Source organism: Chryseobacterium sp. PCH239 (genome assembly GCF_018924625.1).
GTDB classification, from domain to species: Bacteria; Bacteroidota; Bacteroidia; order Flavobacteriales; family Weeksellaceae; genus Chryseobacterium; species Chryseobacterium cucumeris.
The window spans coordinates 4,121,643-4,136,947 of the sequence record NZ_CP073027.1 but is presented as its reverse complement, the minus strand read 5'-3'; the positions used below and the strand labels follow the sequence as shown (position 1 = coordinate 4,136,947).

12 protein-coding genes are annotated in these 15,305 nt (G+C 36.5%); 6 read left to right on the top strand and 6 right to left on the bottom strand.

Translation table 11 applies throughout. The features are described from left to right. Positions 1 to 92 precede the first annotated feature (92 nt). From KBP46_RS19045 to hemH, 3 genes are read left to right on the top strand one after another with little or no spacing between them, the layout of a single operon-like run. A complete protein-coding gene (locus KBP46_RS19045; protein WP_062676215.1) occupies positions 93 to 971 on the top strand; it encodes a NifU family protein in 879 nt (292 codons plus the stop codon). Between the two features lie 10 nt (positions 972 to 981). Beyond that, a complete protein-coding gene (locus tag KBP46_RS19040; RefSeq protein WP_216443915.1) occupies positions 982 to 1,509 on the top strand; it encodes an NADPH-dependent FMN reductase in 528 nt (175 codons plus the stop codon). Between the two features lie 15 nt (positions 1,510 to 1,524). Beyond that, positions 1,525 to 2,553: a ferrochelatase gene (hemH, locus tag KBP46_RS19035; RefSeq protein ID WP_062676217.1), complete on the top strand. Its 1,029-nt coding sequence runs from the start codon at positions 1,525 to 1,527 to the stop codon at positions 2,551 to 2,553. A 79-nt stretch (positions 2,554 to 2,632) separates the two neighbouring features. Here hemH and KBP46_RS19030 read toward each other — a convergent pair whose 3' ends face one another. Both KBP46_RS19030 and KBP46_RS19025 read right to left on the bottom strand, forming a co-directional pair. Beyond that, positions 2,633 to 4,585 carry a M4 family metallopeptidase gene (locus KBP46_RS19030; RefSeq protein ID WP_123279192.1) on the bottom strand — a complete coding sequence of 651 codons (1,953 nt, stop codon included), beginning with the start codon at positions 4,583 to 4,585 and terminating at the stop codon, positions 2,633 to 2,635. A 353-nt stretch (positions 4,586 to 4,938) separates the two neighbouring features. Next, the gene (locus tag KBP46_RS19025; RefSeq protein WP_216443914.1) at positions 4,939 to 6,156 is read right to left on the bottom strand and encodes a DUF5103 domain-containing protein; all 1,218 of its coding nucleotides are present in this window, start codon (positions 6,154 to 6,156) and stop codon (positions 4,939 to 4,941) included. Positions 6,157 to 6,226: 70 nt separating this feature from the next. Between KBP46_RS19025 and KBP46_RS19020 the strand changes: the two genes are divergently transcribed. Next, positions 6,227 to 6,865 (top strand): MBL fold metallo-hydrolase, encoded by a 639-nt coding sequence (locus KBP46_RS19020; RefSeq protein WP_216443913.1) that lies wholly within the window; start codon positions 6,227 to 6,229, stop codon positions 6,863 to 6,865. Positions 6,866 to 7,230: 365 nt separating this feature from the next. Here KBP46_RS19020 and KBP46_RS19015 read toward each other — a convergent pair whose 3' ends face one another. The 3 genes from KBP46_RS19015 to KBP46_RS19005 are packed head-to-tail and all read right to left on the bottom strand — an operon-like array spanning position 7,231 to position 12,409. Beyond that, entirely contained in the window at positions 7,231 to 9,672 is a 2,442-nt protein-coding gene (locus KBP46_RS19015) for a TonB-dependent receptor (RefSeq protein ID WP_216443912.1), read from the bottom strand. A gap of 23 nt (positions 9,673 to 9,695) precedes the next feature. After that, the gene (locus KBP46_RS19010) at positions 9,696 to 11,177 is read right to left on the bottom strand and encodes a trehalase family glycosidase (protein ID WP_216443911.1); all 1,482 of its coding nucleotides are present in this window, start codon (positions 11,175 to 11,177) and stop codon (positions 9,696 to 9,698) included. 2 nt (positions 11,178 to 11,179) lie between these two features. Then, positions 11,180 to 12,409, bottom strand: coding sequence for a sugar MFS transporter (locus tag KBP46_RS19005; RefSeq protein WP_062676222.1), 1,230 nt, complete (start codon positions 12,407 to 12,409; stop codon positions 11,180 to 11,182). A gap of 123 nt (positions 12,410 to 12,532) precedes the next feature. Between KBP46_RS19005 and KBP46_RS19000 the strand changes: the two genes are divergently transcribed. Further along, on the top strand, positions 12,533 to 13,438 hold the full coding sequence (locus KBP46_RS19000) for an AraC family transcriptional regulator (RefSeq protein ID WP_216443910.1): 906 nt from the start codon (positions 12,533 to 12,535) through the stop codon (positions 13,436 to 13,438). 149 nt (positions 13,439 to 13,587) lie between these two features. Here the strand turns inward: KBP46_RS19000 and KBP46_RS18995 are convergent, their stop codons facing one another. Next, positions 13,588 to 14,142, bottom strand: coding sequence for a thioredoxin family protein (locus KBP46_RS18995; RefSeq protein ID WP_002976725.1), 555 nt, complete (start codon positions 14,140 to 14,142; stop codon positions 13,588 to 13,590). Between the two features lie 310 nt (positions 14,143 to 14,452). Between KBP46_RS18995 and KBP46_RS18990 the strand changes: the two genes are divergently transcribed. After that, positions 14,453 to 15,049 carry a TetR/AcrR family transcriptional regulator gene (locus tag KBP46_RS18990; protein ID WP_034694942.1) on the top strand — a complete coding sequence of 199 codons (597 nt, stop codon included), beginning with the start codon at positions 14,453 to 14,455 and terminating at the stop codon, positions 15,047 to 15,049. Positions 15,050 to 15,305 lie beyond the last annotated feature (256 nt).

Below are 15,305 nucleotides of genomic sequence, written 5' to 3'. Positions count from 1 at the left end.
CTTCTAAATTACAGTGATAGCAAAAATCTAACTCTCAATTTTCAGCTTCTAACTTCTAATGCGTATTTTTGTATCTCAAATTTAACGAAAAAATGCGTACCGTACTTATAGAACCAACTGAAAACCCAAAAGTGATGAAATTTGTAGCAGATTACAATCTCATCCCGGGGTCTTTAGAACTGGACAGAAATTCAGATATTTCGGAAATTCCTCTGGCACAGGAACTTTTCAATTATCCTTTTGTGGAAAGAGTTTTCATTACCGCTAATTTTGTAGCAGTAGCAAAACAGGATACCATAGAATGGGAACATGTCGCTGAAAGTCTGAAAAATGTAATTGAGGATGAATTACTGGCTAACCCTAGAATTTATCTTCAAAAGAAAAAAGAAATGTATCAGATCTATGCTGAAATGACTCCGAATCCAAATGTAATGAAGTTTGTTTCGAGCAAACTGCTGATGGATGGTTTTGTGGAAGTAAAATCGAAAGAAGCGGCTGAAGAAGTTCCTTTAGCACAGGCTATTTTTAAAGAGTTTGATTTTGCAACAGAAGTTTTCATTTCGGACAATTTTGTAGCGGTTACAAGAGATAATTCAGTTGAATGGCACCAGGTAATGATGACTGTTCGTGCACTTATCGCTGAATATCTTCAGAACGGAGGTGAAATTTCAAAAATAGAACCTCAGAAACATGAAAACCCTGTTGAGAAAATTATCAACAGAGATTATACTGAAGATGAGCAGAAAATTTCTGACATTTTAAATGAATATGTAGCTCCTGCTGTAGAAAATGATGGGGGAAAAATTTCTCTGATGGAATACGATCAGGAAAATAAAACGGCAAAAATGCTACTACAGGGTGCATGCTCCGGCTGCCCGAGTTCTACAGCTACTTTGAAAAACGGAATTGAAAATATTTTAAAACAATTCGTTCCGGACTTAGTAGAAAGAGTGGAAGCTGTAAACGGATAAAACTGCCGAAATGCCTCCCGGAAAGAAAATTTTGGTGATTATAGGAAGTGCTTCGGCAAATTCCAGCAATCAGAAACTGCTGGAACAGGTGCTGCGAAATATCAGCACTACAGATTTTCAGATGTATACTGATCTTTCTGTTCTTCCGCATTTTGATACGGCATTAACGGATGATCATACTCCGGAAGAAGTTCTGAAAATCAGAGAAGATATTAAAAACGCTTCAGGTGTTATATTTTCCACACCGGAATATATTTTCAGTATCCCGGGAAGAGTAAAAAATCTGTTGGAATGGTGTGTTTCCACAACGGTATTTTCGGAAAAACCAGTTGCTGTGATTACCGCTTCTGCCAGTGGAGAAAGAGGTCACGAAGAGTTATTATTAATTTTAAAGACTCTTGGAGCTGTAACAGATGATAAACATCAGGCATTAATAAAAGGGATAAAAGGTAAATTTGACGGCAATGGCTTACTGGAAAGTAATACCTTTGCCAAAGTATCAAAATTAGTAACAGATTTTATAAGTTCTGTTTCATAATTAAAATTTAGAATATTGAATAAGAAAGGAATTTTACTAGTCAACCTCGGATCACCGAGATCAACTTCTGTAAACGACGTAAAGGAATATCTTGATGAATTTCTGATGGATGAAAGGGTGATTGATTACCGTTGGATCTTTCGTGCACTTCTTGTACAGGGAATCATTCTGAAAACAAGACCTGCAAAATCTGCTGAAGCCTATAAAACGGTTTGGACAGATGAAGGTTCTCCGCTGATTGTTATTACTAAACAAATTCAGAAAAAACTTCAGAAAGTGGTAGATGTTCCTGTGGAAATCGGAATGAGATATGCGCAACCAAGCATTGAAGCTGGTATCCAGAAACTGGTTGACCAGGGAGTCACTGAAATTGTTCTTTTTCCATTATATCCTCAATATGCAATGAGTACCACGGAAACCGTGATTGAAAAGGCGGAAGAAGTGAGAAAAAAGAATTTTCCAACTATAAAGATCAATTATATTCAGCCTTTCTACAACAGGGATATTTATATCAACTGCCTTGCAGAAAGTATTAAAGAAAAGCTTCCTGAAAATTTTGATGCCTTGCAGTTTTCTTATCACGGAGTTCCGGAAAGACATATTTATAAGACAGATCCCACCAAGACCTGTAACCTTAACGACTGTTGTTCCAGAGAAGATAATCCAAGTCATCAGTTTTGCTATCGTCATCAATGTTATAAAACGACACAGCTTGTCATTGATAAATTGAATTTACCTAAAGAAAAAACGATTGTTTCATTCCAGTCAAGATTAGGAAAAGACAAGTGGATTGAACCATATACAGACGAAACCCTGGAAACCATTGGTAAAAAGGGAATAAAAAACCTGGCTGTTGTATGTCCGGCATTTGTTTCCGACTGCCTTGAGACCCTGGAAGAGATTTCAGTAGAAGGAAAAGAACAGTTTATGCATGGCGGCGGTGAAAACTTCCATTATATTCCATGTCTGAATGACGAAGATCGATGGATTGAAGTGGTAAAAATACTTTGTGAAGAAAAACTGAATGATTTTTATTTAGTTTAATTCTTTTAGTTAAAAATATACAAAAGGCCGCAAGAATTAACTTGCGGCCTTTTTGTTGAATATATTAAAAAGTTTGGTGCTATTTTTTAATAAGGTTTCCTGCTTTCTCTCCGTTTACCAATACAATATATACTCCCGGAAGAATATTGGAAGGCAATTGGATGTTAAGCTTATTGGCTCCATCAGTCATTTCTACTTTCTCAGAAATTTCTTTCTTACCTGTAAGGCTTACCAGTTCTACAATTCCTTTTCCAGCTTTCCCTTCAAAATTGATGGTAAATCTGTCTGTTGCAGGATTTGGACTTATGGTGTACAGAGCTGTATCTGCGGCTGCCACTTTTCCTGCCGGAGAAGTTCCACCACCTACGCCTACAGCATTCCATGCATTGGTAACCTGGGTTACTTCATTACTGCCTGCTCCATACAGATCTGCTGCTGCCTGGAGAGAATAGGTTCTTGCATTTGCATAGGTAGAAGAAGAAGTAAGATAAGTCGTTAATGTTCTGTAAGCAATTGCTCCGGCTTTATCCAGACCAATTCCTGAAACATTATAGGCAAAACCTTTGTCATTTGTACCAGAACCTCCTGTAACCAGCAGATAATACCAGAAGTTAAGGACACCTGAATTGGTATGAACTCCACAATAATCATTAGACTGGCTTGGTGTAACACAACCGGAAGTGGTAGTAGTTTTCCAGTAGGTTCCCATATAGGTATCCGGCTGGCTATAAGCATTTGGATTCGCCATATTTCTGATCACGTAGTTGAAATCCTCCCCCAGTGTCCAGCTTGCCTGTGTAGGTCTTGCCCAACGCTCAATGGTATTTCCGAAGATATCTGAGAAACCTTCATTCAATGCTCCGGATTCTCTCTGATAAGCAAGATTAGCTGTTTTAGAAGTCAATCCGTGTGTAATCTCATGACCACATACATCTATTGCTGTCAAAGGTTTTCCACCATTTGTTGTTGAACTTCCATCACCATAAGTCATTCTGGAACCATCCCAAAATGCATTGAAATAGTTTGTAGAATAGTGAACATAAGATTTAATAGCAAAATTATTATTATCAATACTCTTACGTCCATATTTTGTATAGAAATAATCCACTGTCATTTCTGCTCCCCAATGCGCATCGGTAGCATATTGGTCTTTATTGGTGTTCACATTATTCCAATTATTATCTGTATCTGTGAAGTCTACTGCAGAAGCATAGCTGGTTCCTTTTTTCAGGTTGTACGTTTCTACTGAAGTTCCTGCATTTCTTCCGGTTTCCCTTAAGCGATAGCTTCCGTTATAAGAATCTGTGGTGATGCTACGTGTTCCGCTATATCCGGTAACTGCTGTTCCCGGGGTATTTACTTCATGAATGATTGCATCTACTCCTAATACTTTTCCATTTTTAGCATCTACAAAAACATATTGTCTGCTTAATGGCTTCTCCGCATAGATATCAAATTTATAAGCCAGCCTTAAATCATTCAGCTTATCATCATCAGGATCTGAATAATATACTAATTCACCTTTAGGAGCATAGCTTGCATTGGGATCGCCTGTTTCTTTTTTAAGAAAATCTTCCTCTTCTTTATTTTTCCATTTATAGGCGTCAGCACCTACGAAAGATAAAGCACTCTGCAATGCTGCATTTTCAGCAAGACCGGCACTTTTGTCAAGCCCTTTCGGAACTTTAACAACCCATTTTCCGGACTGTCCTACAATTTTACCGTCTTTTGTCTGAACAGCCATCATTCCGTATTCTACAGGAATATCATTAACGGTCTGTTGAAATCTTTGAGTTTCAAAACCCAATGCATCTTTTTCCAGCCCCAGTTTGCGAGCTTGTCCCGGAGAAAGTCTCTGAGAAGCTTCGTCAAATAAAACAGGAGTTCCCTGATACGCAGGTGCATTTTTTTCAAATCTCATAAATTCAGCATGTAGTCCGCTTTTACCCGGAACTAATTTCGATGGAGTGTTTTGTCCAAACACAAAAGAGCAGGCAGCAACGCTTGCCACTAAGATAAATTTAGTTTTCATATTAATATTGGTTGATTGTGGTAACGAATTTATAAACTTTTCACAATAAAACAACAAAAACAATGAGTAAAATTCAATTGATATTATAAATCAATAAATAAAACACAATAATGATTTTAAAAAAAAGAAAATTATTTAAATATAATTTTTCCACAATGTTAATTTCATGTTAAAAAAATTAATTAAAATCAAAATTTTGTGAATTAATATTTTTCACTATGCAGTGCATTATATTATAAGAAAATTAGTCATAATATGAGATTTGAGAGAGTAATTCTTTCAATAAGGACAAAAAAATAGGACTATCTTAAGAGACAGCCCTATTTTTTATGTATATTTTAAATTATAATTACTTAACGTTTATTCGCAATGGGTGTTCTGAATTCTCCATATCCCATTAACCCATCATAATTTCTTCCAAATGGTGCATAATAAAGAAACGCCTGATAAAGATTTTCTGTCTGCCAGAAGTTACCGTTTACTTCTCCAAAATTCAAACCGTTTACATCTTTTGTTACCAAAACATAGTTATAAAAACCTTGTTTAAGGAATATTTTTGCCACATATTGTTTGGTAGAAGCATTATACTGCATTTGATTTTCCTTACTGGGTTTAAAATTATTAAATCCTCCCAACACATAAATTTCTTTATCCACAGGATCGGAATCCAAGTAGAAATGTACCCATGAATAATCCGCTTCTCTTTCTGCATCTCTCTCTCTTCCTAAGTCGTTCCTTCTGTAGTACCAGGCTCCATTGACATCGGGTTGGTACTGATAGTTTAAAGGAAATGCCCATACCGGATGCAGATACGTCTGGTTGACATCATCTTTTATTTCGGTAGCACGCACCATATCGGCGGCCATATTCATATTTTTATTATCGAAATAATAAAACTCATTATCTCCGGGGAAAACAAGATTCATCTGCTGGAACAAAACCTGATTTCCTAAAACACTGCTCGGTTTAAGATTGGATATCACCATATTCGGGTTGTTATTCTGCATCACATTCATGGTAATTGAATTAACATTGGAAGAAATATCTCCGCCTTTCGGCGAAACATTCACTTCTACCCTCTGATTAAGATTTGGATTTTTTGCGTCTGCAAATCTTGAAATATTCAAGCCCACGGATGTTACATCTTCCACAAGATAAAATCGTTTTTTGAACAGAGGCTGGTCTGCCGAATCTTTGTAGACAATCAGTTCATAATTCCCTGAGACTTTCAGTTGGATTTTATCATTCGGGAAAACAAGTTTATAGTGGGTATACGCCTGTAACGTATTGAAAGAATATTGAAACTGATCCAGAAGTGCATTCATACTTCCGGTAGCAAATTCTGTAAAAAACAGATTATCTTCATTCCAGTTTCTGTCATAATGTTTGAATGTGTATCTATAGATCTGACTGCCATTCGTAAGATCATCAAAGCCTAAAACCAATTGTTCACCAATTTTAATGACAGGGGTCTCATCATTGGTCTGAGGATTGAACAGCTGAACACTTTGGATATTTTGTCCAAAAACCAGTCCGCCCAAAGAAAGTAAGAGTATTCGCAAAGTTTTCATTATGACGAAGATAACGAAAAATAGCCATTTTCTTAATAATATCGTATTTTTGAATAAAAAATATTCAGATATGCTTCAGATTCAAGGTTTCGTATTCAACTTTGCGAGCGAAAATACTTATATCCTTTATAACGAAAATAAAAACGCCTGGTTAATTGATCCGGGAAATATGAATGCTCAGGAAACTCAGGCTATTGAAAACTTCATTGCTGAAAAAGGGCTGAAGATTCAGAAAATTCTATTGACCCATGCTCATATTGATCATGTATTGGGACTTCAGTGGGCTTTTGACAAATTCAATGTTCCTGTGAATATGCATCAGGAAGACCAGGAAGTTCTGGATATGCTTCAGGCGAGCGGGATGAGATTCGGAATGCAGATCAATCCGGTAAAAGTGAATGTAGAATATGTGAAGGAAGGTGATGAGCTTGATCTGGATGGAGAAAAGTTCAAAATATATCATGTTCCGGGACATTCTCCGGGAAGTGTTATCTATCATAACGAAGTACAAAAATTCATGATCTCCGGTGATGTTCTTTTTGAAGGCAGTATCGGAAGAACAGATTTATATAAAGGAAATTATGATCAGCTGATTGAAGGAATTAAATCAAAACTTTTCATTCTGGATAATGATACCCAGGTTTTCTCAGGACATGGAAATCCTACATCGATTGGTTTTGAGAAACAGTATAATCCGTTTTTAAAGTAAAAAGGTTTGAGGGATTGAATTGTACCAACCCCTGAAATCAAAACTTAAGTCTGATACTTATATAAAAATTATTTTGTCCGATTAAATTTAAACATAATTAACAGGTCGCTCTACGGAGCTATAATTTTAAAACAAATCCGTGCATTAACAGTTAGCTTCTATTGGAGCTGTATTTGATCCCATCGGGATCAACTGTTAGTAGAAAAAATGAGGCACCGGTAAAATAGAGCTCCGCAGGAGCGACCTGTTAATCTATGACGTAAATATTGTTTTCAATATATTTATCCTCTTTATCGGACAGTAATAGTAATAAAAACAAAACCGTCAGAAATTCTGACGGTTTTGTTTTTATTAAGAAATAGAGTCTAGAAATCCAGTGTGATTGATGCTCTGGCAGCAGCTCCCATGATAGGTCTGGCCATGATGATTCCGTCTCCATTCGGTGATCCGGCTCTTGGGTCTCCTTCTGTAATACCAATAGTGTTAAAGATATTGGTACCATCGACTGCAAAACGTATTCTTCCTAACTGGTAAGACATTCCCGCTCCAAATTCTGTAAAAGAAGGTAGGGTCTGTACATTTTTCTCATCCTGGAAACGTTTTCCATAATAATTCATACTTACATAGGCTCTCCATGACTTGGTAATGTTCACCGCCGGTGAGATATTAAAATAAAACTTTGGCATTCTTCTTACCACATTTCCTTCAAGTACACTTCCGGCTTCAAGGTTTTTATATTTCGGGCTTTGAACGGTTCCATTGAATGCAACTTCTAAAATATTATTGAATAAACGGGCATATCCTTCAAATTCAACTCCATAGTTTTGGGTATTCGCAAAAGTATTTTCAGATTTTCCATCAGAGAAGATATCTGTAAATGAAAGATTATTCAAGGTAGAATAGAATGGAATCACCGCTATGTCAAAGGTACGCGAGTAATATTTATATCCTACTTCTAACTGATTGGTGGTTACTGATTTTAAAGGTTTATCAGGGTTTGGAGTGGAGAAATAGTTGTAATAAGCTTCTTCATTCGGAGATCTGAAACCGTTGGAGAAACGCGCGTACACCGCATTTTCTCTGTTGATTTTATAATTGGCAGCTAATGTAAAGGAAACTTTATCCACATTAAAGTTCCAATAGGTGTATTTATTTCCCAATACACTCATATTATCATCAGCCGTCGTCGTGTTGAAACCATGAGTTCCATCAGTTGTTAATCCAGAATTATTTAAATTAGAAGTGGTGGTATTGGCAAAATTTCCTTTGTAATAATCATGGCTGTAACGAAGGCCTCCATTTACACTTAAAGCATCGGTAATGTTATACTCTAAGTTTACATAAAGATCATTCAAACTTCCCTGAGTCTGAGTTCTTCTTTGCAAAAATGTCATATCCATCACACCATTGTAGGTTTTAGAGTATCCGTCATCAGACGGGCTCATAGACGGGTTTACCAGATTTAAAAGTTCAGGTCTGTCTGTAGCAGTTGCCAGAACATTACTCCAGTTCCAGTATTGCTGAGATTTCCAGTTGGATTTATAAAAACCAGCCGTAACATTTCCTTTGTCAAATTTATAACTGAATTGTAAATCATTCACAAAATTATTCATCTGTTTGTCGATTGCCCAGAATCCTAATTTTTGTACATACTCAGGATTAACAACAGCTCCGTTGCTTACGAGAGAATACTGATAATTGCTCATACCAAGCCCACCATCTTTCACGGCATCAGTAGCATATTTAGAAGCTAGCTTTGGACCTCCTGCCGGAAAAATCCCCGTATAATTCATATTGATATTGGTGTATCTCGTTTTGTTTAAAACACTGAAATTATTTCCAAGATCATATTTAAACTCTGCACCCAATGCATCTACTTTCGGATGGATTCCATCTTCAAGATTTCTGTTGAAAAATCCACCTCCGGCCTGTGGAATATTCAGCTGGCTGATGGCTCTGTAACTATATGTTCCGTAATTAGGATCAAAGCCCTGGAATCCTTTCAGCTTATTTCCGTTCTGGATTAAAGGAATCGGAAGGAAGAATGTATTTCTGTCATCCAGTTTTTTGTAATATACTTTTACATAGCCTTTATCAAAGACATATTTCAGATTCATTCTGATTTGCCCCCCATTATTGGCTTTGAAACCTGTTTTTCTGATTCCGTCATCTGTTCTGTAAAAACCACCGACATTAAAAAACAATTTATCCTGAACCAAAGCGCCTCCTACATTCACATCGGTACGCATCAATCCGTAGGTACTGGTTTCAAGTTTCGCCGTACCTCTGAAATCATTGGTTCCTTCTCTGGTAATAAAGTTGATCAGACCTCCGGGAGAATTGGTTGCAAAAATAGAACCTGACCCTCCTCTCAACGCTTCCATACGGTTGACAGAATTGTCTACACGGAAAAAGTTGTCAGCATTGGCAAACTGAAGTGCTCCGTCTTCGAAAACCGGAAGACCGTCTTCCTGTACCTGTACAAATTCATAAGCTCCTGCAGAAGGAATTCCTCTTGCGAAAAGGTTGTTTCCTACTTCACCACCTGAAGTTTCCACAGCAAATCCCGGAACTCTTTGCAATAAAGCAGCAGCACTGATCGGGTTCTGTTTCTGAATTTCTTTGGAGCTAAATGTGGAAATTGCTGTACTGGATTCTATTTTTTTCTTTGGATTTGAGTTTCCTGTAATGACAATCTGATCGATGGAAGAAACTTTTGCAGAATCCTGCGGTGTTTCCTGGGCATAAGCATTATTAAAGTATAACGTAGCTGTTGCGGCGATTAAAAAGATCGATTTTTTTTTCATAGCCTTATTTTTTATTGTTAGTTTCAGTTTTGTTGTAATTGTAAATACACTCCATTGGTCCAACCGAATCCGTCCTGATTAGGGTATTCCCCTCCGCCTGCTATTGTTTCTGTGTCTAATGCATTGTATTTTTCCATCAGCTTTCCGGTGTTTTTGTAGACCCTTTCTACATTGGAACACCAGTTGTTTTTAATTTTTTCTGCCAGCTCATCAAAGCCGTAATTTTTCATTGCTTTAAATCCTAACCATTGATAAGGAGCCCACGCATTGGGAAGATCCCACTGCTGACCCGAGTTTTTAGTTGTAGTAACAAGACCACCCTGGTAAAGAAACTTTTCAGCAACAGCTTTAGCAACTGCCTCAGCCTGCTCCTGATCTGCAATTTCAAGGAATAAAGGGTAAAGAGCAGCAATATGTTCAGACGGTGTTTTTGTGTTTTTTTTAGTGTGATAATCTTTATAATTGTTAGTATTTCCATCCCAGAAATAGTTATTGATCATCTGTCTTCGGCTTGCTGCTCTTTCTGAAAAATAATTTTCTTTTTCACTCAGATTCTGAAGTGCTGAAGATTTCGCCAAAGTCATTTCCAAATGCCACAAAAGACAGTTCAAATCAACCTGGGCTAGATTCAGCGTTTCTATTGTCTGTATATTTTCTCCGTCTGCAAACCATCGGCTGGAAAAATCCCAACCCGATTCACAGGCGCTTCTTATATTTCTGTAAAATTCATCACCTGAAGCTTTCTCATGATCTTCAATATCGATCAGATAACTTTCGGGCCGTGGTGTATTTTCTGCATCGTAATAACGGTTCAGGATATCTCCCTCTGTTGTTTTTACCACTCTTTTTACACTGGACCCGTTTTCAAGTCCTTCTTCCCCATTCATCCAGAAAGCATATTCTTTCTCCAGTGTTTCGTGGTATTTCACATAAATCTCCTTGTCTCCTGTCGTTTCGAAAAGAAGATCCAGCATTAATGAAAAGTAAGGAGGCTGCGATCTGCTCAGGAAGTGAGTTCTGCTTGCATTCGGAACAAATCCTATATTTTGGATCAGATAAGAACAGTTTTCAATAATATTTTTCATCATTTCTACTCTTCCGGAAACCTGCAATCCAAGCATAATAAAGTAGCTGTCCCAATAGAAAAACTCATTGAAACGGCCACCCGGAACTATATAAGGCTTTGGCAATTTTAAAAGGGTCCCTTTTTCTTCATACGCTGTACGGGTGAGTTCATCCCACAACTTTTCGATATGTTCACCAATAGGGAGCTGATCTTGTCTCTGAACAGAAACTCTTGCTCCTAAAAAGTCAAAATGAGTCATCACAAAATCTTTCAGATCAAAACCTTCCGTATTTTTGGATTGTTCATAATCCTCATTGATCTTTGCAATGGGAAAAAGAGGAACTGCATCCGTCATCATTTTCTGATCCTCAAAAATTTCAGATCTCTGTACATTATCAAACAGACTTTGAATTTCGTTTATATAAAGCTGATTACTCATTGTTATTTTTTAGGATTAATTTTTAATTTATTCATGAACACTGCCGAAGTGATCAGTAATGAAAGCGGAATCAGGGAAAGGTAAAATGCCCGCTGTCCGCTGAATTCCTGAAATACAAAACCGGTAATGATAGAACCTATCGTTCCCCCGATTGCTGAGAAAACAACGATCAATCCTGACATCGCACTGTGCAGATATTTAGGGATTGATGCCAGAATCACAGAATTAATACTTGGATAAATTGGTGCCAGCAAACCTCCCATCAAAGGAAATAAATACACAACCAAAGGAGCATTCAACCAGTTTGTATTTGTATCAATATGAATATTATGGGTCAAGGGCAAAACCAGCAATAAACTGATAGCAAAACCTACCACACAGAAAGAAACTACATAGATCCAGCTGAATTTTTTAGAGAAGAATCCCGATAAAAATCTTCCCAAAGCAAAAGCTCCCGCTAAAACCGCTCCCGCCTGAATACTCATAGAGGTAGGCACTTTTAAAATCTCTTTATAAAATGTGGGCGTCCACGTTTGAAAGCTCTGCTCTACCAATACAAAAAGGAAAGCGCATAATAAAAAACATAATACTTTTTTATAGCTGAATAAGCTTACACTATTTTTTAAATCTCCCAAGAGATCTGTTTTATCACTTTTAGCTTCCTGTTCGTTCAGTTTTGAAAAGAATAAAAATAAAAAAGACAAACTTGAAAGTCCTCCCAGCACCCAATACACATTCAGCCATTCAGTAGATTTCGGATTATGATCATCTATATATAAACTGAATAAAACATTTCCAGCCAGTACTCCGATCATAAAAAACCCTTCCAGAAATCCCATAAAACTGGAATGCTCTTTATCTGTTTCCGTTACCAACCCAATAGAAGTAAAAACCGATATTTTGATTAATGCAAATGAAACTCCTACCGTAGCAAATAGTAACTTGAATACCCAGAAGTCATTGGTAAAAGGCATTACAAAACACATGCAGCTTACCAGCAATAAAGCAATCAGCATTGATTTTTTGATTCCTATCTTCGGAAGAAATGAAGCCAGAATGAAAGAACATATGGCGATTGGAAGATCTTTGAAGCCTTCCAGAACGCTTGCCGAAGATTTTGAAATCCCAAAATTCTGCTGTACCTGTAGAATGACTGTTCCTACAGAATTCAGAAGAATGGCAAAGACAAAATAGTTTAAAAATAAAACGGCCTTGATGTTAAGATTTTTCATTCAGGTGATTTCTTGTTGGCTAAGATAGAAGCATTTCTGTTAACGATAATTTAACACAGTAAATCAATATTTGAACTATATTAATATATTTAGTATTTTTAGTGAATAAATATGATTAATTAGATGAAAGTTACTTTTGAAAGGGTAATCCCTAATGAAAAGAGCTCATTCCGCACCATTCATAATAATTCTCCCATTTCAGAATTCAAATGGGAGTATCATTATCATCCCGAAATTGAGCTGGTATGTGTTATTTCCGGGAATGGAACCCGTCACGTGGGTTATCATAAAAGTAATTATACGAACGGAGATCTGGTATTAATCGGGTCCAATATTCCCCACTCCGGATTCGGTCTGAATTCTATTGATCCGCATGAAGAAATTGTACTTCAGTTCAAAGAAGAAATCCTTCAGTTTCCCGAGCAGGAAGTAGAATCGAGATCTATTAAAAACCTGTTGGAACTTTCAAAGTACGGGATTCATTTTCATCATAAAGTAAAAAAGGTAATGCTTCCCAGGCTGAAACTGATGCTGGAATCTGAAGGCTACAAAAGATATTTATTATTGCTTGAAATTCTTTTTGAACTTTCAAAATGTGAGGATTATGATCTTTTAAACAAGGAAATCATGCCCCACACCATTATTTCTAAAAATAAAACCCGTCTTGAGAATATATTTACCTATGTAGAACATCATTACGACAAGGAAATTGATATTGAAGAAGTAGCAAAACTAGCTAACCTGACTTTACCAGCTTTCTGTAATTTCTTTAAAAAAGCGACTCAGATTACGTTTACAGAGTTTGTGAACCGTTATAGAATTAATAAAGCCTGTCTGCTGATGGCGCAGGACAGATCTATTTCAGAATGCAGCTACCAGTGTGGCTTTAATAATGTGACCTATTTTAACAGGATGTTTAAAAAATATACGGGGAAGACTCCTTCAGAATTTATCAGGAATTATTCTCATAGCAATCTTAATGTAGATATAAAGACTGAAAAGGAGACTAAAGCTAAAGTAAGTTTTTAATAGAAAAACTACGCTGAGACTCCTACCGGAGTGACAGACTGTGTGGATAATAGGTGAATTATGTTGCAAGAAACAAAAAAGCCACTCCAAAAGAGCAGCTTTGTATTATTGAGTAAAAACCAGTAACTAAATAAACCAGCAACTAGCAATTATTTCCATTTAATATTGCATCCCATGCTAGGTCTCTGAATTTCTTCCTGAGGTTCTCCAGCCAAAAGATTTTCAAAAGCAATAATCAGATCTTCTCCGGTTACATCTTTATTATTTCCAGGTCTTGAATCATCCATCTGACCTCTGTATACAAGATCAAGCTTATCATCAAAGAAATAAAAATCCGGTGTGCAAGCTGCATCGTAAGCTTTTGCTACTGCCTGGCTTTCATCAAACAGATAAGGGAAATCAAATCTTCTTTCAATTTGAAATTCGATCATTTTTTCCGGAGAATCTGCCGGATATTTTTCGATATCATTAGCATTGATGGCGATGAATTCAATTCCGCGCTCGTTATAATCTTCGTATAGTTCATTGATCTTGTCAATTACATGAAGAACAAACGGACAGTGGTTGCACATAAAGATCACCAAAGTACCTTTTTCTCCTTTCAGCTCTTCCAAAGACTGAAGTTCATTCGTTTTTGACGGGTTAGGAAGTTCAAAAAACGGAGCTTTTGTTCCTAATGCCAACATATTTGAGGGAGTATTCATATCCTTATTTCTTTACCGGCAAAGATAATTATTTCTTTTGTTAATTAGGAAAAAGACATTTTCATTTTTAATAAGGTAAGGAAGCTGGAAGCTGGAGGATGAAGATTGTTAGCCCTCAAAAATAGTTATAGTCAAATTCTATTATTATATTATTTAACCTTCAAAATAACTTCCAGCACCCATTCTTCCAGCTTCGAGCCTTTAATTAATCTTCTTTAAAAAGCAGACGAACCTATAAAACTTACAATATCCCTTGGAAGTTATATTAAAAAGTTTGTAGTTTTGCTAACGCTGTTAGTAAATAAAAATCATGGGTCTACATGAACGCCGTCAACGAGAAAAAGAATCCATCCGTGCAAATATTTTGCAGGCTGCTTTTACGTTGGCTAAAACTGAAGGCTGGGGTTCGCTTTCTATGCGCAAGATAGCAGATGCTATTGAGTATAGTGCTCCCGTTGTATATGATTATTTTGAAAATAAAGAAGCTATTCTATTTGAAATTTCTTTAGATGGCTTTCATAAGTTACACATTGAACTGTTAAAAGCTCAGCAGAAGCACGATACTCCGGAAGAGCAGCTTGTTGCCATTGTGGATGCGTACTGGAACTTTGCTTTTAAAAATAAGGAATATTACCAGCTTATGTTTGGTCTTGGAATGCAATGTTGTGGAAAAGGACAGATGAAAAAAGAATTCTCGTCATTCCAGGAACTTATTTATGAATGTACTTATGAGATTATAAAGAAAAACGGATCCAATCCGGACAATGCCTGTCATATGTCTCATGCTCTGTTTTCTGCCGTACATGGAATGATCTCTATTATGATGATGCGTACAGCTGATATCCCTTCAACAATGAATAAAACGACTTTGGACGAAACTGTTTCGGCTTTTATTAAGTCTTTATAGATTTTTTTTGAATTAAAAATTAACACCGTTAGGAAAATTAACACTGAATTAATATATATTTCCTGTTAATCCTGACTAAAAACTCAAACATTTATGAAGCCATTCATTATTTTAAGTTGTTAAAATTAGTGATTTTTTGTCTACTAATTAACACTGTTAGTAAAATTAACACACCTTACACCATCATTATACACTTCAATACATTAAAAAAATTTCAATTATGGAAGCAATCGACCTCATCGGACATTAAAAATTC

What these genes read in the sequence shown, in the direction of transcription:
- KBP46_RS19010 (WP_216443911.1), bottom strand. Translation starts at nt 11,177, where the DNA reads ATGAGTAATCAGCTTTATATAAACGAAATTCAAAGTCTGTTTGATAAT.
- KBP46_RS19045 (WP_062676215.1), top strand. Translation starts at nt 93, where the DNA reads ATGCGTACCGTACTTATAGAACCAACTGAAAACCCAAAAGTGATGAAA.
- KBP46_RS19040 (WP_216443915.1), top strand. Translation starts at nt 982, where the DNA reads ATGCCTCCCGGAAAGAAAATTTTGGTGATTATAGGAAGTGCTTCGGCA.
- KBP46_RS19015 (WP_216443912.1), bottom strand. Translation starts at nt 9,672, where the DNA reads ATGAAAAAAAAATCGATCTTTTTAATCGCCGCAACAGCTACGTTATAC.
- KBP46_RS18990 (WP_034694942.1), top strand. Translation starts at nt 14,453, where the DNA reads ATGGGTCTACATGAACGCCGTCAACGAGAAAAAGAATCCATCCGTGCA.
- KBP46_RS19005 (WP_062676222.1), bottom strand. Translation starts at nt 12,409, where the DNA reads ATGAAAAATCTTAACATCAAGGCCGTTTTATTTTTAAACTATTTTGTC.
- KBP46_RS18995 (WP_002976725.1), bottom strand. Translation starts at nt 14,142, where the DNA reads ATGAATACTCCCTCAAATATGTTGGCATTAGGAACAAAAGCTCCGTTT.
- KBP46_RS19020 (WP_216443913.1), top strand. Translation starts at nt 6,227, where the DNA reads ATGCTTCAGATTCAAGGTTTCGTATTCAACTTTGCGAGCGAAAATACT.
- KBP46_RS19030 (WP_123279192.1), bottom strand. Translation starts at nt 4,585, where the DNA reads ATGAAAACTAAATTTATCTTAGTGGCAAGCGTTGCTGCCTGCTCTTTT.
- KBP46_RS19000 (WP_216443910.1), top strand. Translation starts at nt 12,533, where the DNA reads ATGAAAGTTACTTTTGAAAGGGTAATCCCTAATGAAAAGAGCTCATTC.
- KBP46_RS19025 (WP_216443914.1), bottom strand. Translation starts at nt 6,156, where the DNA reads ATGAAAACTTTGCGAATACTCTTACTTTCTTTGGGCGGACTGGTTTTT.